The organism is Paenibacillus sp. SORGH_AS_0306 (genome assembly GCF_030819345.1).
GTDB lineage: Bacteria > Bacillota > Bacilli > Paenibacillales > Paenibacillaceae > Saccharibacillus > Saccharibacillus kyungheensis.
In genome coordinates this window covers 328,280-348,240 of sequence record NZ_JAUTBP010000001.1, presented here as the reverse complement: position 1 = coordinate 348,240, position 19,961 = coordinate 328,280, and the positions used below count along the sequence as shown (strand labels likewise).

Below are 19,961 nucleotides of genomic sequence, written 5' to 3'. Positions count from 1 at the left end.
AAACCTACTTCAGATGTAGAAACAGATACATTATTCGCTGCCGATGTCCCTCCAACTGCGCCTACCAAACCTTCAACAGGAAATGCGCTTGTAGACAAAACGTTACGTGAAGTGATCCGTTCTGCTGAAAAAACAGCCGGCGAACCACCTACCGAGACAGAAGCAAGTGAACTTCCACTACACTCTCATCTTAAAGGCAAGGTGGTCGTAATTACAGGCGGAGCAGGTGTATTATGTCGCACCATGGCTTACGAATTGGGACGACAAGGATGCAAAATTGCTATCTTAAATCGTACATTAGCCAAAGGTGAAATGGTAGCAGCTGAGATTCGTGATGCTGGCGGAGAAGCGATAGCGGTAGCCTGTGATGTAACCAAAGAGGACAATGTGATTCTAGCAGAAGCTACAGTGATGGCTGAATTTGGAGCTTGCGATATTCTTATTAATGGTGCAGGCGGGAATCATCCTGATGCGAATACGACAGAAGAATCTTTTCGAGAAGAGCATCTGAATGATGTCTCCAAGCAGACTTTTTACGATATTGGACTCAATGGATTCCGCGATGTACTTGATCTGAATATGATCGGCACATTGATTCCTACCCAGATTTTCTCACGTAATATGATCCACCGCGAAGGGGCAACAGTGATCAATATTTCGTCCATGAGTGCATACTCGCCAATGACCAAAGTACCGGCGTATAGTGCTGCCAAAGCCGCAATCAATAACTTTACCCAGTGGTTAGCTGTACATTTTGCCGATGCAGGGATTCGGGTAAATGCGATTGCACCTGGATTTTTCTTAACCGATCAAAATGCGAAAATGCTTAAACACGAAGATGGTTCTTATACTGAACGTGCTGATAAAATTATTAATCATACCCCGATGCGTAGATTCGGTGAACCGTCTGATCTACTGGGTACACTACTCTGGCTTGCCGATTCGCAGGCTTCAGGTTTTGTAACTGGTATTACCGTTCCTGTTGATGGTGGATTTATGGCGTACTCAGGCGTATAACGTTGTAACGATTCTTATAAAGACTTGAATAAATTCTATTCATTTCATCATTATACAAAAAAGCCTGTTCATTATTCCCACATGATGCGGAGTAAGAACAGGCTTTTACTTTGTTTGCTAGAGATCATGGTCAATAAACCTTGATAATAGATTATTAGCTTTTCGAACAAAATTAGATCGTTACGATGATGCTACAAATGAATCAATACTTGGAAGTCGCCAATTTTTTGTCCTGTAGATAACCTTCATAATCTTCGCGGAAAATAGCACGGCTGACAAAGCCCATAATAATAGCGGCGAGTGTTAAAAGACCTGCGAGTAAATACATATTACTCATACCAAATGTATCGGCAAACCAGCTTAACAATAACATCGCTATCGCAAATGTAAGATTACTCAATACACTCCAAGCGGACATCACATTAGGCGTTTCAGCAGGTGTTAAATTTTGCTGAATCAATGTCCGACGAATCACTCCTGCAATCTGTACAGGTAAGCCGGACAAGCCGATCAATATCAATGCAATCAATGGTACCGTATTATAAGCAAAGAAGATCGTAATAATCACATAAGCCAGTAGGCTGATTAACATCACTGGAAACGCATTTTTTTGTAGCTTTTTCACTCTGGCTACAACAAATATTCCACCTGCAATCGAACCTACAAAAAAGGAAGCATTCATAAATCCCCACCAGCGTGCATCTTGATGTAACACCTGTACAACAAAAGCAAGCACAAAAGCACCGATCCAAGCAGCTCCGCCCAGTGTATCTATATTATCAATAATTGCTAGCATCCGAATACGCCGATTGCGCCCCAGTACTTTCCAACCTTCTGATAATTGCTCCCAACGTGATGCTTTATCTACCGGTGATTCAGATACCGTTTCTGTAGCCAATGTTCCATCTACAGTTACGGGAATCATCTCAGGTTCTACACGTGGAGAAGCATACGGATCTCGGATAAAAGCAGTAAAGATCATCGCTAACAAATAACAAATTGCTGCTATCCACATCGTTGGAATTGCGCCAATAATCGCTACAATCAGACCACTCAATGCCCAACCAGCACATTTGATAATCTGATCACTAATCGACATAAATCCATTTGCTCTCATAAGTCCTTCATCATACGCTAACCGCGGAATCAAAGCATTGCGCGCTGGGTCTGTCCATCCATCTAGAAAAGACATCCCGAATACGATCAAAAAGATAATCAAATACGCAGGTGTCGTTGTACTATTTAAATAAAAGATCAAACCTGAAAATAATACAAATTGCCCGAATTGCGATACCATTAATATAGAAGTCAGACGGTATTTGGCTAATACCAATGGAGCAATAAGTCCGCTCACGATTTTAGATAACATTCGAAATAATGGAATAAGAATCGTGGTCACAAGCGAACCGGTAGCTGTAAATACGAGCGTAATCAGACTCAGTAAATATACAATATCGGCAATATTCGAAACTGTCTGTGTCCCCCACAACATATAAAATGATTTTCGAATCAATAGCTTCGCTTCCTTTCTTATAATGGAATAATCAATGACAGGCACTTCAACATCATGTACAGGTATAATGTATGTATATTCATTTTTCAGGATAAATTATGTATAAAATAAGTTTTAATTTTTGTGAAAATGCCCATTATTTAGTATATGATTTTCTTTTTCGATTTGTCAATTTTAAGTATCATAATCATATGTTATATTATGCTACATTCGTGAATGAGTTACAAGAACATATTAGACTATTTTGCACTTATTTTCTATATAAAAATAACGTAATTAAGTAATTAAAAATCAATAAAAAAGACTTTCACTGCTGTGATGGCAGTAAAAGTCTCTTAGGAAAGTGCATCTATATTCTAAATACGATATTAATCTTTATACGGATCAAATTCATTTGCGCCTGCCATACATACACCGATTGGTCGAAGTACATGCAGAATATCTAGTGTTTCTTGATGAGCATCCAATACAGTCTGTAGCTTACGATATGCAAATGGACTTTCATCGGTATCGGCTCCACGTAATTCTACGCCAAAATCAGCGACTGCTGCTTTCATCTGTTCCGGACTAATCTGTCCACCGGAACGAGTGCGTGTTTTCCAATTCATTTTCCCTGCCGCCTGTGTACGACTCATTACTCGTCCTGCACCATGAACCGTACTATAGAAGGAATCTTTATTTTCAAGACTGTCTTTACCACGTACAATTACTGAGATATCTGCCATACTTCCACCGATAAATCCCAACTGACCAGGTGCAGAAGGCGTAGCGCCTTTACGAATAACGATCGTTTCTTGATCATTATGCATTTCTTTCCATGCAAAATTATGATGGTTATGCACTTCAAAATCTGCTTCTGCTCCTAACACTTTCAGCACTTCTTGAATGACATAATCACGACCTGCATAAGCATAACGTCCAGCAAGCTTCATCGCGCGGTAATACATATCTCCTAATTCATCATTCATATTTAGCAGTACAGGCGGTTGATCCATATGTTCACCGGGTGCTTTGGCAAGAAATTCTCGTCCTGCGGCTAAATTAAGAAATCCACTGGCTGTTTTGTGTCCGAATCCACGACTTCCAAAGTGATTCCCGATCCACAGCTTGCCACTAACAGGCTCGACAAATAAATCGACATAATGATTACCACTACCCACTGTTCCTAATTGATTACGAGCTAATTCTTTTAATAGATTATGCGTTTTGAGATCACCTGCTGTTTTGTATATATCCCAATTAGGATCATCGAACAGTTCATGATCGACTTTATGTTTGTTATTACGTCCTACTCCAAACGAAATCGTATTTGCAATCCCATCCATAATTTTGCTGATATTCGGCAATACATCTGCCGCCATCAGATTTGTGCGAACAGCTTTATTTCCGCAAGCGATATCATAACCTACACCTGACGGAGAGATTTGCCCATCATAAGCTACCACTCCACCGATCGGTTGACTATATCCTTTATGATGATCTGCCATTAATAAAGCTTGGACGACATTGCCGGTTTGCGCGCAAGTTACCGCCTGACTTAGTGCGCCTGCATCTGGTTCACCCCAGACACGTACACCATCTATGACTTGAAAAGCCACTGTATTCACGCTCCTTCAGTGATTTTGAGATTATTTTAATCGTTAGTTTGGTTCTACAAATGCAATCTATAATCGTGGATCAACAGCATCTGATTCTAACGATAATGCTGCTAATACACATTCATGAATCTGTTCCAGACGATCACGTCTTACAAATCGTTCTACCGATTCTACACTTAATGCAAATTCCATTAGCGCATGGCGTTCTTTTTTACGCGTTTTACGTTGTTTGAGACGACTCAAATTATTCGGATGCAAATAATCGATACCATAGATCATATGCAGATATTTGCGTCCTCGCACTTTGATCGCAGGTTGTATTAACTGTTCACGATGATGCATAATCATCTGCTCGGGCTTAATGACTATACCTTCATGTCCATCTTCTGTTAACTGTTGCCACCATGTTATCACTTCTTGTTCACTGGCAGTATCTGTGATCACTTTATACTCTGTCGCCATAAACCAATCACTGTATTGTGCTAATTCTTCTGCATGCTCCATATGCCACTGATGAGTCTGATCCATATGAGATCTCGTACTATGTGCCAAAATATGAAAAGGAGCAATTCGAATCCCATCCATACCATCAGTATCCCAACAATATTGCTGGAACGTTTCGCGGAAAATGGCTGCATTTTGCTGTTTGATTGTCCATTCCTGAATCCATTCATTTACGTCTATACCAGCGCCTTGAGCTTTGCGTAATTGATTCACAATATAATCTCGATCCATCGTAGCCGCTTCAGAGACATGCCCGTATTGAGAAGCGATCAGTTCACGGGCTTTAAGATTCCACGGTACAATTTCAGCATCCATCAATATAAATTCAGTCTCATACTTTGCAAAATAACCGGCTTCTTCTAATTGTTGTTGTAAAGTAATCAAGACTTCACGCTCTAGCTCGGTCTGGAAAAAAGCTCTACCTGTACGTGTATAAATTGTTCCATGAAGCGGCCTACCGATATAAGGTATAGCTGCTTGTTCATTACGGAATAATAACAAAATAGCACGACTACCCATATGCTTTTTCTCGGCAATCATCGTGTCTACTTCATGGGTACGATAATAGTGTATAGCTTCTGCTGGATGTTCTAGATAATTCTCAGCAACTGCCGCTTGTGGCGGTGGTGTCATCGTTGGTGGAATATAGATCAATTCTTCTAAAGGAATTGTATAATGTGAAATTGTATCTAATGCTGTTTTGACAAACTCACTTCGTACTTTCACTTCTCCATAGACCTTTGTCTGCACCGTATACCCATCAATCAAGCGTGATAAAGAAGGCGGAGCGAATCGTCCTTCTTCCCAGCGAACAAGTGGGCTATTGGGATCTTGTGCATAATCGGCATACGCTTTGACACTGATAAATGTCTGTTCTGGATAACGATAAGCGGTTAACATCCCACCGAATACAGCACCTTGATCGATATTAATCGTCTGATGGACTGTCGTAGGTTGTGGACGAGGATCATGTCCCCATATAATCCATTCCCCTGAAGTATGATCTACAAACCAGTCTTTACGAATCGGCTTGCCTGCTTCATCGATTCCTTCAATATCTCCATAACGGCAATAATCATCAATTCGTTTGGAGTTTTTACCGATAAAATCATCTCGAATCCCGGCATGAGTTACAACGACACGCTGAACACCTTGCTGGGTAAATACAAGATGCGAAGGTGTAGATAACAACATCTGTTTTAGCTTTTCTTTTAACCATAACGTCGCTTCTTCTCCATGTTCCGCTTCGTATTGCTGGAACGCTTCGATAATCTGTTCATCGCCATGATTCATTGTGACCTGTCTGCCTTCTAAATAACGAGCGATCTTCCAGCCATGATTACTATCGACCATCCATGCCAGATCTGCATCTAAATGCTTTTGCCAGAAAATCATCGTTTCAAGTGATTTCGGTCCACGACTCATAATATCGCCAACGGATACTAATTTGCGCCCTTCAGCATGACGATATAATCCTTCCTTATCTACTGTGTAACCCAGACGCTGAATCAATTCGATCATCTCGTCATAACAACCATGAATATCACCAATAACATCAATACCGGTCGTGAGTTCGATCAACATCGGATTGGTAGATCGTTGCCATTGTATATCAGCATATTTGTGTTCTTTGATCACATGCACTGCGCCAAATCCTTCGCTTCGCAACCCTTTTATTGTTCTTTTAAATTGATGTGCTTGTTGCTTCACACGTTGTCGCCCTCGTGGATGTTCACGATTACGATCACGTTCTATTAAAGTCTGATCGGATATATCAAGTGCAATTAATATTACAGGTACATGATATCGTTTCCCCAATGTGATATAGAGAGCTCGATCTTCCGGTTGTAAATGAGTGGCATCCACCACTGTTAATTTATTTAAGCGACAGCGTGCGATCAATACATCTTGCATCACTTTGAATGCCTGATCCGAAATACGTTTGTACTGTTGATACATCACTTCGCCTTCTTCACGAGACGGTCGTCGCCAATCAATATAATCGATATCACCAACTATTTTCCTAAATTGATCAGAGGACAGACTTTCATGTTCTGCAATCACTTGTTGTTGTTTGAGTTGCTCGATCAACGTACTTTTTCCACTGTTGGATGCCCCCATTAACAGGACGATGCCTGCATAAGGAATGTGTATAGGAGAAGTAGCTGAATCATTGCGTTGCTCTGTTATTTGCCCGGTCATATCTGCTGTCCTCCTGTTCTGTGAAATACAACCATCTGTGTTGGTTGTCCATACTGTTCATGCTTTTCACCGATGCCTGAGATCGTAAAGGTGTACGGTCTGTTTTGTATCCACTGTGTACAATATTGTTCAAATTCTGCACGCGTCCACTCAAAACGGTGATCAGCATGACGAATCTCTTCTGTATCCATATCATAGACTTCGTTATATTCTCGATTCGGTGTTGTAATAATTAAAGTCTGTGGACGGTAATCTGTGAACAACGTGTGGATGACTTGTGGCAATCGCACTTCGTTAATATGCTCGATCACTTCGCATAAAATAATGACGTCTTGATCGATCCAGCGTTCATCTCGATAAAATAATGAACCGGTAGTAATCACAGGAATCACATCATCGGTGCGTCCTTCTAACTTGGCAAAGCGATCAATCGCTCGTAATTGAGATTGCATCGAAGGTTCAACTGCCCAGACCTGTTCCACTCCTTCAATCTGCCCAAGACGAACAGATAACTTACCTTCTCCTGCTCCAAAATCTATCACTTGCTTACGCTGTGGCAATAGACTGACTTGCTCGACGATCGCACGATAACGCAATTCGTTTAATCGCACTACAGGCGGTTCAGTGACAGTCTCTAAACCATCGATTATTTCGAGCGGTTCGGCAGATTCTGCTTGTACTGTGGCATCTTCTACTGAATGTGTTGATATCTCTGTTGATAAAGTATCCATAGATGCATCATTGGCTACTTGTTGTTCATATTCTTTAATTAACGGTGCAAATCGTAGACTGCGCTTAATCATCAAATCATGCTGTAGATGTGTGGATAACCAGCCTTCTCCATAACGCCGTAAGCGCTCAATCTCATCTTCATTAATATAATAATGTTTATAATTATCCAGAACTGGTATCAAAATATATACTTGCCGTAGCATCTGTTGTAATGTTTGTTGCCCGCTAATCTGAATATGACGGACTGTACTGCGATTTTTGAGATCAAATGAATAATCAATCTCCCCGCGCTCCATCTGCACTTCATAACCAAGCGGTTGGAACAACGACTCTACAATATGATCTGGCAAATCAGAAGCCACCGGCCCAAATGTCATTTGTAAATCAAATTGATAATCTACCCAATTCATATAATCTGCTTTGGGCTTACCATTGAGTGCTGTTCCTAATGCCGGACGAATATAACTGCAAAATAAGCTACTAACAGCTAATTCACGATCGTTGATATATTGTGTAATATCATAATGATCTGGAGTGCCTTTGACCAACTCAATAGGATCAGGAGTAACAAATAACATAGCTTCTGTATCGTGTGGCTCAAAAGACGTATACACCAACCGCACTCTAGCGCCTTTTTCGGTACGGTCGTACAGGTTATGTGGATTTTTAGCTAATAAATGCGAGATCATGTTCGCATGTTCTCCGGTTGCTTTGATTGTTAAATACATTCGTATTCCCTCCTTCAAATTCAGCATGATCTGTTTATATCTGCCATTTGTACATAAAAAAAGACCACAGACTTAGTCGTCTGCGGTCTCTACAGTGCTATACACACTGGAATCATTATACGGTAAGACACAACTGTATCATTCTACGTTCCTAACATAGAAGATAAGCGGTAATCTATAAGCATATGTATTCTGCAAGCATAAAATCTTGCGAGGTCCGATCAGAATGATAAGTCGTTATAATACGTATCGAATTGCGCTGATGATAATAAGATTGTTCATCTTTCTTTAGATCAAATAGTTGCAAATCGGGATTATAACTCATCTTCTCGTGACCTCCTTTTTTTAGTATATGTGTATTTCTAATGGGTTGATGTATCTAATCATGTTAACTGTCCTGCCTGAATTGTGATCATCATATAACGTTTTTCCAGACACTGTCAACACTATCTTGAATACGTCATCCTATAGCATAAACAACAAAAACCACAATATAAATTATAACCGCTACTCCAAAACTTCGAATCGCCCAATGTATTCTTTTCTTTTTGCGTGCCATATAAGCTTCAATTTCAGCATCATCATTGCGCCTTCTAACACCGATTTCTCCAAATCCGCGACTGCTCAAAATAACTGCTAATACCATAAACAATGTTCCAATCCATGCCAGTGTATTAATCAACAAAATATCTCGTCCTTTACGCAATTACGCTTTATTTTTAGATACATCAATCTACTACTTTTTATATTACGTATACAGTATTCAATTGGTAGCTATTTCTTTTGTTGTTTGTGAACGAATAGCACGTTGTGCCAGTTGAGTAATCGTGACATCATCCATTGGCGGGTTGTGCAGACCGAAGCGTACATCACGATAGAGTCGTTGTAATGGATGGCTCATTGCCAGACTATGAGCGCCAACGATACGCATCGCTTGATCGGTCACCGATATTGCCGCTTGAATAGCTACAGTTTTGACAGCTGCGATATCAGGACTATTCCAGTTCTGGTAATCGGAAGATGATCCTTTTCCAGCAGACAGTCTATTCTGTTGCTCCATATCCCAACGGTTCGCTACCGCATACATAAAATGACGTGCTGTGGTCAGTTCTAGCTCCAGTTGCCCTAATTTCTGCTGAATATGAGGCAAATGAATAATCGGTTCATTCACACTATTCGGTTGATAGGTTGATGCAAAATCAATCGCATGTTGTCTGGCGGCTATCGCTATTCCCAAATAACTAGCAGGAATATTCATCATATATGCACTTAATTCCCATTTACGCGGTTGATCTGGATTAACATTTGGACGTATACCGACACAAGCTTTTGATGGTAAAGTTACATTTTCCAAGACTAGATTATGACTAGCGGTTCCGCGCATCCCTACCATATCCCATACAGGATCGATCGACACCCCTTCTACGTGACGTGGAATTAAGAAATCAGCCACTTTGTTATCCGGCTCGATTGTTGCAGAGATCAGAAAATAATCTAACATCGGTGACATCGTTGTAAATGATTTTCTACCGTTCAGTACATATTGATCTCCTGATAATGTCGCTTTGGTCTGTGGTCTACCTCCACGTGAAGGACTGCCTGTTGCCGCTTCAGAATCCGCACGATTGATCAATGCTCCATGTTCAACCACATCACGACAAAGATCAGCAAAAACATCTTCATCCCAGGCACGACTTTGCGCTAGATTAAACATCGAAATATGATGCCAGCCTATCGCTATCGCTGTCGGTGCATCGACTTGAGCTATCCGTTCCTGACAAAGTAGAAAGTCGGTTAGCGAGGTACCTTTCCCACCATATTCTTGAGGAACTGAAAAGGTGTGATACTCAGCGTTTTTGAGCGCCTGAATAAGTTCTGCATTTAAATGATTCTGTTCATCTGCTTCTACTGCTCCATCTGCATAATGATCTGCTATCTCTCTCCGATCCATTGCACCAATTCCTGTTGCTCCGCAGTCACTGCAAAATAATTCTGTATATTCATTGATAAGCACCTCGTGTTCAGATTGTATTATTCCACATTTGCAAATGATGCCCGTATTTCAGTAGGCGAACCGTTACGGTATTTTTTGAAAGTTCGACTGAAGTACGAAATATCGTTATATCCTGAAGCCATCGCAATCTCGGCTACGGTCATACTACTATTCAGCAATAAATATTCGGCTCGATTGATACGCACACGATTGATATATTCGGTCACTGTGCGATTGGTCAATTCGTGAAAAAGACGACTAAAATGAAAACGGCTTAATCCTGCCATTCGGGCAAGCGTTTCTACAGGAATCTCATCCCCATAATGCTGTTCGATATATTGCAAAATAGGAGTAAATCGTTCCAAATTTTTGATTCGACTGTGATGATTTTGCCAGTTGGAATCATCGATTACATAATGACGTACAAGCATAGTAAGCAAGCGATACATATTGGATTTGATCGATAATTCATACCCCAAATGACGTGTTTTGAATTCATGTACAATATCGTTCATACAGCGTTCAAGCGCATCATCTGCTGTAATATAACTTTGAAAAAGCAGCCGATTCTGTGTCATCGGCGTAATAAATTTGGTCTCTACCGCATCTTGAGAAAGACTTTGCAACGAAGAAAGATCAGCAATAAGCGCATAATAGACCAGATGATTACATAGACTGATACCATGATGAAGATCATTACTATTTAACACAATAATATCTCCTGCATGTACATGAATCGGTACTGAATTGCATTCTATAATTGCTTCGCCTTCTTCAAAATACAAAAATTCCATATGAGGATGCCAGTGGTGCGGGAACAAAATCTGTCCATACTCTGAAGAATGGCAAAAATTCATTTTGATAGGAAAATAAGGATCAGGCATATTCATCGGTTCTTGCAAATCTACAGGCCAGTTCATAGAGAGACTCCTTTGCCAGCAAAATGCACTTTTTTATTCTATTTCTTTCTCTATTGTATCATTTCAAATCGCACAATAGTACAAACAAACCGCACACCGCTTCATGACCGTTCTAGCGATACATTATATAATTTCAACAGAACGATATCTTTCCCAAAGAAATACATATAGGTATATGATTGTATTCCCATTGTTTACCCCAATTCATGTGTACTTTACTTGAAGTAAAGACGCTAAAGGAGACTACGTATGACAGCCAAAATTGGTATAGGTGTGATCGGTGTCGGCAGTATTTCAGAATTTCATTTAAAACCTTATAACAATCATCCAGATGTACAGATTATCGGTGTCTGTGATCTTAATGCAGAACGTGCACAGACAGTAGCGAAGCAGTATGAAGGCGCAATTCCTTATACTGATTATCAAGAACTTCTGAACAATCCAGATATTGATGCTGTCAGTATCTGTACATGGAACAACAGTCATGCTGAAATTAGTATTGCGGCGCTTCAAGCAGGCAAACATGTACTGGTAGAGAAACCTCTTTGCCGTACAGTAGAAGAAGCACAACAAGTCCAAGCTGCTGTACAAGCTACAGGCAAATTATTGCAAGTCGGCTTTGTACGTCGCTATGATTCCAATGCACAGATGCTTCACCAATTTAGTCAACAAGGCGATTTTGGTAATATCTATTATGCCAAAGCTTCGTATATTCGTCGTCTCGGCAATCCGGGCGGTTGGTTTAGCGATAGCAATCGTTCTGGCGGTGGGCCATTGATTGATATTGGTGTTCATGCTATTGATCTATGCTGGTATCTGATGGGTAGACCTGAACCGTTATCGGTTAGTGGTAATACGTATTATGAGTTAGGAAATCGAGCCAATGTCGAACATTTATCCCGTTATCAAGCCGCTGATTATGATGCCACTCAAAATGATGTAGAAGATATGGCAAATGCTATGATCCGTTTCAAAAATGGAGCTTCCCTGATCGTAGATGTAAGCTTTAGTCTGCATGCCAAGCAAAATGAAGGCATGATCAAATTGTATGGAACAAAAGGTGGATTTGAAGTGGACCCAGCTGTTCATATCACTACCGAAAAGTACAATACTGTACTGAATATCGAACCTCAAACGGATCATAAAGATTTTCAATTTGAGCAAGCATTTGATAATGAAATTAAACACTTTATCGATTGTATTCAGACAGGTAAGCAACCGTTAAGTCCGGTGGAAGATGGCGTGCAGATGATGCGTATGCTCACAGCTATCTACGAATCCGCTAAGCTTGGCAAGGAGGTACTATTATGAAGCTCGGACTGAGCACGTATAGTCTACATGGACAATTGAGTTCTGGTGCTATGAGTGTACCGGATGTGATCGACTTTGCAGCAGATCATGGGGCTGTTCATGTAGAGATTGTCCCTCTTAGTTATAATTTGACAGAACAGCCTGAATTGATCGAACAGATTGTTACCCGCGCTCGTGAACGTGGGATTGAACTTTCTAACTATGCGATTGGTGCTAATTTTTTGACCGACAGTGATGAAGAATACGAGCGAGAAATTCAGCGTGTGATGGATGAAGTCAATATCGCTCAGCAATTAGGGGTTACGTTAATGCGTCATGATGTCGCTTCTTCACCAGACGTATCGATTCAACATTTTCATCAACAATTAAATCGTCTCGCTTCAGCTTGTCGTCGTATCGCTGATCATGCACAACAATATGGAATAACGACCAGTGTGGAAAATCATGGTTTTTTTATTCAACAAGCAGATCGCGTACAGACACTTATCCAGACTGTAGATCGTCCGAATTACAAAACAACACTCGATATCGGTAACTTTCTATGTGCTGATGAAAATCCGGTAGCTGCTGTTGCTCAGAACTTGCCTTATGCCTCAATGGTACATGTCAAAGACTTCTATATTCGCCCTGGTTATCGTGCTCCTGGTGAAGGATGGTTTACCAGTACAGCAGGACAATATCTACGTGGAGCGATTATCGGTCAAGGCGATATTGATATGTGGGAAGTACTGCGTATAGTGAAGCATTCTGGATATGATGGATATATTTCTGTCGAATTTGAAGGTATGGAAAATGACTTGCTTGGTGCACGGATTGGACTTGCGAATGTACAAAGAATATGGGACGAGGTGTAATCACATGGTCACAACGTTAGGCAAAATCGGTGTTATTTCAGATAGCTTCGGTCTGGGTGTGAGAGCAGATTTGCAAAAAGCAAAAGAAGTTGGTGCAGACGGTGTACAGATTTGGGCAACACAAGGCGAAATGGAACCCGATCAACTTGATGCTAGAGCGCGCGCTGAACTCAAACAATATCTAGCTGAACTTGGACTGGAAGTATCTGCTCTCTGTGCAGATTATGGTGGAGAAGGATTCCGCAATGAAGCAGATAATGTCTGGAAAATCGAAAAGTCCAAAAAAGTGATGGCATTAGCGCTTGAATTAGGCAGTCCGATTGTAACGACTCATATCGGTATTGTGCCTGAAGACGAGAGCGATCCGATCTATAAAGTGATGCAATCTGCTTGTAATGAACTAGCTGCGTTCGCTTCTTCACTTGGAGGATACTTTGCGATAGAGACCGGCCCTGAACCGGCATCACGCCTCAAATCTTTTCTAGATTCGTTAGAAAGTAAAGGCGTTGCTGTCAATTACGATCCTGCTAATATGGTGATGGTTACAGGCGACGATCCTGTACAAGGTGTCTATACGTTACGTGATTATATCGTGCATACTCATGTCAAAGACGGTATTCGCACGCGTGAAGTGAATCCTCATGATGTATATGGTGATCTAAGCCACGAACAGATTGCGGCGATGAATGATGGAAGTATAGGATTTAGCGAAGTACCACTTGGTGAAGGAACCGTTGATTTCCCAGCTTATTTTGCTGCTCTCCAAGATATAGGATATACCGGTTATCTAACGATCGAACGTGAAGTGGGCGACCAACCAGAGCAAGATATTCGCCAAGCTGTTTCGTTTATCCAACAATATAAGTCCACTCTTTAATCATGCTTGATTAGGGTAAATAATAAGCCTTTAAATGATCATGTTCACCTTCATATATAGACGAATATACGATGTCTATATAGAGCTAGGAATGATCTTTTGAAGGCTTTTTTCACCTTATTTGGCTTTTGTTGTACGTCTACTCACTCTTTTACCCTGAGATTGGATACTATATTAGATCGACTGTTGTACATTCAGACTGACTTCCACTACTTTATGTTGTGGTTCGTAATTTCCTTTGATCTGCGCATGTACTAATTCTACCGCTAACCTCGCAATCGTTCGTTCATCTTGCTTCAGGTAACCAACTCCCGGCAATTCAGGATCATCAAAAGAAATCAATTCTACCGTCTCCGTCTTCTTCAGCTCTACTAATGACGCATAGGTCAATTTCGCAGCTTCGGCGCTCAATGCTAGCACTGCGGTCACTTGCGGATGATGAGTGATGAAATGGGCAATATATTCTTTCCCCTGCTGATTACGCAAAATATCAAGCGGAATATGACACCACAAATTTTTATCAATCGAGATATGATGATCGATATACGCTTTTTCAAACCCAACAGTACGATCTTCAATAACAGTATTCGTACGATCTGGTGAAATTAAAGCAATATGACGATGCTGTTTGCTTAACAAATACTCAATCGCTTCATAAGCCGCACTCAAATTATTCGAAGTAATCCGAAACGTCTCGATATTGCGTAGATACCGATCCATAAATACAAAAGGAAATTTATCCAGTGATAACCGCAATAACGACTCATTATACTTTTCATCTTCTGTTGGAAATACGATCATTCCCTGCGCCCCGATCGACAGCAAACGATCAATCGCTTCACTTTCATTGCTAGAAGATTCACGCGTAATATGAAGAATCAATTGATAACCCAGTTGACCTGCATAATACTCACTATAATCAATCATTTTCTGGATAACATTGGTTTTCATCGTAGGAATAATAAGCCCGATCAGTGGTAGATTAGCAAGAGGAGTATTTGATAATACACGTGGTTGAGTACCGTATATCGAGTCAGATTGACTTTGATTGATACACTCTTGCTCTTTCCAGCATACAAACGTACCTTTCCCCTGAACACGTATCACTAATCCTTCTTCAGCAAGCCCTATCAATGCATTTTTTACTGTAATCTTACTCACTTGGTACTCATCCATCATTTCTTGCTCTGAGGGTACACGATCTTTGTAGCGCAATTCCCCTGAAATAATTTTCTCTTTAATCTGCTGTTTGATTTGCTTATATAGCGGTATTTTTTTCATTTTCAACATTCACCTCCTGCATGATTTTTTACCATTTTTTATAGCATAACACTTTTAATGTAAACGTATACATTTTGTTTGGAGCAGATTATAGCATACAAATTGTATTTTTATATAAAATATATTTTTACTAAATTTATAACCAATTGAGTATATAAATCCTAAATCAGCAAACGTATACTACAGAAATAAAGCGTTTACATTTTGAATTTGGAGGTCATTTATGAAAAAGTCAGGTTTATTGCTTTCTTCTTTGCTACTGGTGACGACCCTTCTATCTGCTTGTGGTAACTCTACTGATTCTTCTTCTGCCTCTGGTGGAAGTGGAGCGAATGACAAAGTGACATTGACCGTAACTCACTATATGGTCGAAAAACCAAAAGTCGATACATTCAAAAAATTAACCGATCGTTTTACAGAATTGAATCCTAATATTACATTCGATGTGCAAGTGATGCCTGTAGACAAATACAACGACAATATCAAAATGAAAGTAGCCGCAAGCGATGTACCGGATATTATTTTCGGTCGTCCACAAGGTATGGTCGATATTACCAAAGCAGGTGCTTTTCTAGACCTTACCAACGAACCTTTTATTCAAAAAGTAAACAAAGACTATCTGCCTAACGTGTCTTATGACGGTAAAGTATACGGATTGCCTACCGATCTTATGACCAATGCAGTGATCTACAACAAAGATTTATTCAAAAAAGCAGGCGTTGAAGTTCCTAAAACATACTCTGAACTTGTAAAAGTAGCACAAACATTACAATCCAAAAATATCACTCCATTTGCAGCTTCGTGGAAAGATGGGGCTTCGTATATGAGCTTTATGTGGCCGGATATGTGGGGAACTTTGCTCAAAGACAATCCTGATTATGCAGGTAAAGTGATGGCAGGCGAGACTACATTTGCAGCGATTCCAGGGTATAAAGATTTCTTAGGACGTGTAAATACATTAAGTTCTTTTGCTAATAAAGATGCCGCTGATATTGATTATGACCGTTCACTTCAATATTTTGCACAAGGTAAAGCAGCTATGGATATTATGGGTAGCTTCGCTATTGGAACGATTCGTAATTATAGCCCTGACGGTAATTTCGGTGTATTTATGTATCCCGCAACAGATACTCCTGAGAATAATGTAATGACCTATTCAACAGATGATACATGGATGATCGGTGCTCAATCCAAAAATTTAGATGCCGCTAAAAAATTCTTAGAATTTATGGCTTCGGAGGAAGGATCTCAAATCTGGGCAGATGGCGTACAGACATTAAGCGCTATTTCAGCAGATATCAAACCAGCCAAACAAGATCCGATCGCTGAAGAATTTCAAACGATTTTCAAAACAGGCAAAGTGGTCAACAATCAGGTCAAACCTCTCTGGTACGGTCAATATGATGATACTTGGCAAAAAGATTTAACCTTCTTCCTTGTCTCTGATCCTGCTACACGTAGTGTCGATGAATTGTTACAAAAATTAGATGCTGACTTCGCTCGTATTAATAAAATGAATTAATCATATGTACCCTATTCTAACTAATGTGGTGGTGATCTCGTGACCCGTAAGTACAAAGACGAACTGCTCAAGTTCACCTTTATCGTTCCTGCATTACTATTCTTTTGCCTTGTCGTTGTATTTCCGTTTTTTCGCGGAGTCAATATCGCTTTCACCAATTGGAACGGTATCGATATGTCTTACGATTATGTTGGTTTGCACAATCTTAAATTATTATTTACCGATACAGAGCTACTAAATCCGATCAAAAACACATTGTTTTTTGCTATCTTTACGACTGTCTTTATTAATGTTATCGGCTTGGGACTTGCTGTTGCGCTGAATACCAAGTTCCCGGGTGTTAATTTGCTCAAAAGTTTTATTTTTATGCCGATGGTAATCAGTCTGGTACTGGCTGCTATTATCTGGCGTTATATTTACAGCGATATTTTTCCAACGATTTTCCATACCGATGGAGGATTATTGGGAAATCCGACAACAGTTATGTTAGGTATCTCGATTATTAGCGTCTGGAAAGAAGTCGGACTCGCGATGGTTATCTACTATGCCGGTCTACAGACGATTCCCAAAGATATGTACGAATCTGCGCATATCGATGGAGCCGGTAGCTGGACTCAATTTTCCAAAATCACTGTTCCTTTATTAATGCCTGCATTTACGTATTGTATTCCGCTCTGGATCGGGACTGGATTACGACAATTTGATTACCCGATGGTCGCTACAAAAGGTGGCCCGGGTACATCCTCCGAGACACTAGCGATGTATGTGTACAATTACGAATTCCCTTATTTCAAAGCAGGTTACGGACAGATGGCGGCATTGATGTTATTTTTCTTCATCTTAATCGTGACTGTATTTGTCACTAACTATTTCCGCAGAAGAGAGGTGGAATATTGAATACTTCGGTTCCGATCGTACAAATCAAAGAAGCGCCCAATCGTCGTTTTCCCAAATTATTACGAATCATTATGCTTTATATCATCGCTATTTTGTTTTTATTTCCGTTTTATATTGCGATCGTGTATTCGATCAAGACACCTGTAGAAACAGCTCAAAGTCCGCTCGCTTTTCCAACACATATTGCATGGTCCAACTATAGCGATGCGATAGCTGCTTCTAACTTTTTTCTGGCTTTGCGTAATAGTGTGTTAACAACGATCGGGACTGTACTCTTAACGATTACTGTCTGTTCTATGGCGGCTTATATGATCGCTCGTAACAACAATCGGTTTTACAACTTTTTCTACTATCTATTTATGTCTAGTATTATGTTGCCTTTCCAAGTACTGATGTTTCCACTTTACAAAACGTGGACAGAGCTGCATTTATTAAATACGATTCCCGGTTTGATTATTGCTTTGACTGGTGTACAGATTGGTTATTTTGCTTTTCTCTATGTAGGCTTTATCAAGACAGTGCCACGAGAATTAGAAGAATCGGCAACACTTGATGGCGCATCCAGATATCGGACATTTTTCAGTATTATTTTTCCGTTACTCAAGCCAATCAATTCAACAATTCTTGTATTAAGTGCACTTGGAGCATGGAATGACTTTGTCGTATCAATGATTATCGTTCAGAAAAAAGAAGCTTCTACATTACCGCTTGTTCAATTTCAATTTTTCGGAGAATATACATCAGAGATTAATATGGCGTTTGCAGCGATTATTTTATCAATGATCCCGATTATGGTGTTCTATCTATTTGCGCAAAAGTATATTATCGGCGGTGTAACGGCTGGAGCTGTTAAAGGCTAATCCGTAATCATATCGCTATACTACATGACAGATTATACAAAGGAGTTTTGAGATGGATACTCAATCTTCACCCTCTTCTGCTACGAATACTTATCGCAATCCGATTATTGAACAACGTGCTGATCCCTGGGTGTATCGCCATATTGATCAACAATATTATTTTACCGGCTCTGTTCCTTCGTTTGATTATATCGAACTTCGGCGTGCGGCTACGATTCAAAGTCTAGCTGATGCAGAGCCTGTAATCGTATGGCGTAAGCCAGATAGCGGGCCGATGAGTCATTTAATCTGGGCTCCTGAGCTTCATTATATTCATCAGAAATGGTATATCTATTTTGCTGCCGCAGCTACAGACGAGATTGTCGATGGGCTTTTCCAGCATCGTATGTTTGTACTGGAAAATGATCACCCTGATCCACTACAAGGTTCATGGATCGAAAAAGGACAAATCGTTACCCCATGGGATACATTCGCTCTGGATGCGACAACATTTATACATCAAGATCAACAATATCTGTTATGGGCGCAAAAAGAACCTGAAATCGATGGAAATTCCAATTTATACTTATCTCTTATGGCAAATCCCTGGACATTAAAAGGGACTCCCACTCGATTAAGTATTCCTGAATTGTCATGGGAATGTATCGGATTCAAAGTCAACGAAGGTCCTGCTTTTTTACGTAAACAAGATCAATTATTTATCAGCTATTCTGCCAGTGCTACCGATCATCATTATTGTCTGGGACTACTTACAGCCGATATCCATAGCGATATTCTAAATGCTGGATCATGGCGCAAAAGTGATCAGCCTGTTTTTGGCACAGCAGAAGCCTATTCTCAATATGGCCCCGGGCATAATTGCTTTACAATCTCAGAAGATGGGCAACATGATGTAATGATCTATCATGCTCGTAATTACAAAGAAATTTCAGGCAATCCATTATATGATCCTAACCGTCATATGCGTGCTCAAGTGATCCAATGGAGGTCTGATGGTACACCTGACTTTGGTCGCCCTGTTGCTGATACTGTCTAGATTGATTGCACTCTATCTGTACAGTACCTATCAAAAAAATACCACTTTCTCTGAATATCTTATCAAATAAAATAAACAAAAAACCTCTGTATTACTGAGATATTTCAGCGACATAG

16 protein-coding genes are annotated in these 19,961 nt (G+C 40.2%); 8 read left to right on the top strand and 8 right to left on the bottom strand.

Annotation, left to right across the window (positions count from 1 at the left end):
- Window positions 1-114 precede the first annotated feature (114 nt).
- Entirely contained in the window at window positions 115-1,017 is a 903-nt protein-coding gene (locus tag QE450_RS01475) for an SDR family oxidoreductase (RefSeq protein WP_301261966.1), read from the top strand.
- Window positions 1,018-1,219: 202 nt separating this feature from the next.
- On the opposite strand, the gene QE450_RS01470 is transcribed toward QE450_RS01475, so the two are convergent.
- The 7 genes from QE450_RS01470 to QE450_RS01440 form a co-directional block, all read right to left on the bottom strand.
- Window positions 1,220-2,530 carry an MFS transporter gene (locus tag QE450_RS01470; RefSeq protein WP_307296226.1) on the bottom strand — a complete coding sequence of 437 codons (1,311 nt, stop codon included), beginning with the start codon at window positions 2,528-2,530 and terminating at the stop codon, window positions 1,220-1,222.
- A gap of 368 nt (window positions 2,531-2,898) precedes the next feature.
- Window positions 2,899-4,128: an RtcB family protein gene (locus QE450_RS01465; RefSeq protein ID WP_307296223.1), complete on the bottom strand. Its 1,230-nt coding sequence runs from the start codon at window positions 4,126-4,128 to the stop codon at window positions 2,899-2,901.
- Window positions 4,129-4,194: 66 nt separating this feature from the next.
- On the bottom strand, window positions 4,195-6,834 hold the full coding sequence (locus tag QE450_RS01460; RefSeq protein WP_307296221.1) for a polynucleotide kinase-phosphatase: 2,640 nt from the start codon (window positions 6,832-6,834) through the stop codon (window positions 4,195-4,197).
- On the bottom strand, window positions 6,831-8,294 hold the full coding sequence (locus QE450_RS01455) for a 3' terminal RNA ribose 2'-O-methyltransferase Hen1 (RefSeq protein ID WP_307296218.1): 1,464 nt from the start codon (window positions 8,292-8,294) through the stop codon (window positions 6,831-6,833). The genes QE450_RS01460 and QE450_RS01455 overlap by 4 nt, the downstream gene beginning before the upstream one ends.
- A 460-nt stretch (window positions 8,295-8,754) precedes the next feature.
- On the bottom strand, window positions 8,755-8,979 hold the full coding sequence (locus tag QE450_RS01450) for a hypothetical protein (protein WP_307296216.1): 225 nt from the start codon (window positions 8,977-8,979) through the stop codon (window positions 8,755-8,757).
- Window positions 8,980-9,057: 78 nt separating this feature from the next.
- Window positions 9,058-10,245, bottom strand: a complete 1,188-nt coding sequence (locus QE450_RS01445) for an acyl-CoA dehydrogenase family protein (RefSeq protein WP_307296214.1) — start codon at window positions 10,243-10,245, stop codon at window positions 9,058-9,060.
- A gap of 80 nt (window positions 10,246-10,325) precedes the next feature.
- Complete coding sequence (locus tag QE450_RS01440; RefSeq protein WP_307296211.1) at window positions 10,326-11,207, bottom strand: AraC family transcriptional regulator; 882 nt, start codon at window positions 11,205-11,207, stop codon at window positions 10,326-10,328.
- Window positions 11,208-11,456: 249 nt separating this feature from the next.
- Here QE450_RS01440 and QE450_RS01435 point away from each other — a divergent pair, with 249 nt between their 5' ends.
- Genes QE450_RS01435 through QE450_RS01425 form a run of 3 tightly spaced genes read left to right on the top strand, consistent with a single transcriptional unit; the run spans window position 11,457 to window position 14,249 of the window.
- On the top strand, window positions 11,457-12,518 hold the full coding sequence (locus QE450_RS01435; protein ID WP_307296208.1) for a Gfo/Idh/MocA family protein: 1,062 nt from the start codon (window positions 11,457-11,459) through the stop codon (window positions 12,516-12,518).
- Window positions 12,515-13,372, top strand: coding sequence for a sugar phosphate isomerase/epimerase family protein (locus tag QE450_RS01430; RefSeq protein WP_273615085.1), 858 nt, complete (start codon window positions 12,515-12,517; stop codon window positions 13,370-13,372). The genes QE450_RS01435 and QE450_RS01430 overlap by 4 nt, the downstream gene beginning before the upstream one ends.
- A 4-nt stretch (window positions 13,373-13,376) precedes the next feature.
- Window positions 13,377-14,249: a sugar phosphate isomerase/epimerase family protein gene (locus tag QE450_RS01425; protein WP_307296200.1), complete on the top strand. Its 873-nt coding sequence runs from the start codon at window positions 13,377-13,379 to the stop codon at window positions 14,247-14,249.
- A 174-nt stretch (window positions 14,250-14,423) separates the two neighbouring features.
- Here the strand turns inward: QE450_RS01425 and QE450_RS01420 are convergent, their stop codons facing one another.
- A complete protein-coding gene (locus QE450_RS01420; RefSeq protein WP_301261762.1) occupies window positions 14,424-15,530 on the bottom strand; it encodes a GntR family transcriptional regulator in 1,107 nt (368 codons plus the stop codon).
- Window positions 15,531-15,753: 223 nt separating this feature from the next.
- Between QE450_RS01420 and QE450_RS01415 the strand changes: the two genes are divergently transcribed.
- The 4 genes from QE450_RS01415 to QE450_RS01400 are packed head-to-tail and all read left to right on the top strand — an operon-like array spanning window position 15,754 to window position 19,845.
- Window positions 15,754-17,052 (top strand): ABC transporter substrate-binding protein, encoded by a 1,299-nt coding sequence (locus QE450_RS01415; protein WP_307296196.1) that lies wholly within the window; start codon window positions 15,754-15,756, stop codon window positions 17,050-17,052.
- Window positions 17,053-17,091: 39 nt separating this feature from the next.
- A complete protein-coding gene (locus QE450_RS01410) occupies window positions 17,092-17,949 on the top strand; it encodes a carbohydrate ABC transporter permease (RefSeq protein WP_301261764.1) in 858 nt (285 codons plus the stop codon).
- Window positions 17,946-18,809, top strand: a complete 864-nt coding sequence (locus tag QE450_RS01405; protein ID WP_273615080.1) for a carbohydrate ABC transporter permease — start codon at window positions 17,946-17,948, stop codon at window positions 18,807-18,809. The genes QE450_RS01410 and QE450_RS01405 overlap by 4 nt, the downstream gene beginning before the upstream one ends.
- 52 nt (window positions 18,810-18,861) lie before the next feature.
- The gene (locus tag QE450_RS01400) at window positions 18,862-19,845 is read left to right on the top strand and encodes a glycoside hydrolase family 43 protein (protein ID WP_307296189.1); all 984 of its coding nucleotides are present in this window, start codon (window positions 18,862-18,864) and stop codon (window positions 19,843-19,845) included.
- Window positions 19,846-19,961 lie beyond the last annotated feature (116 nt).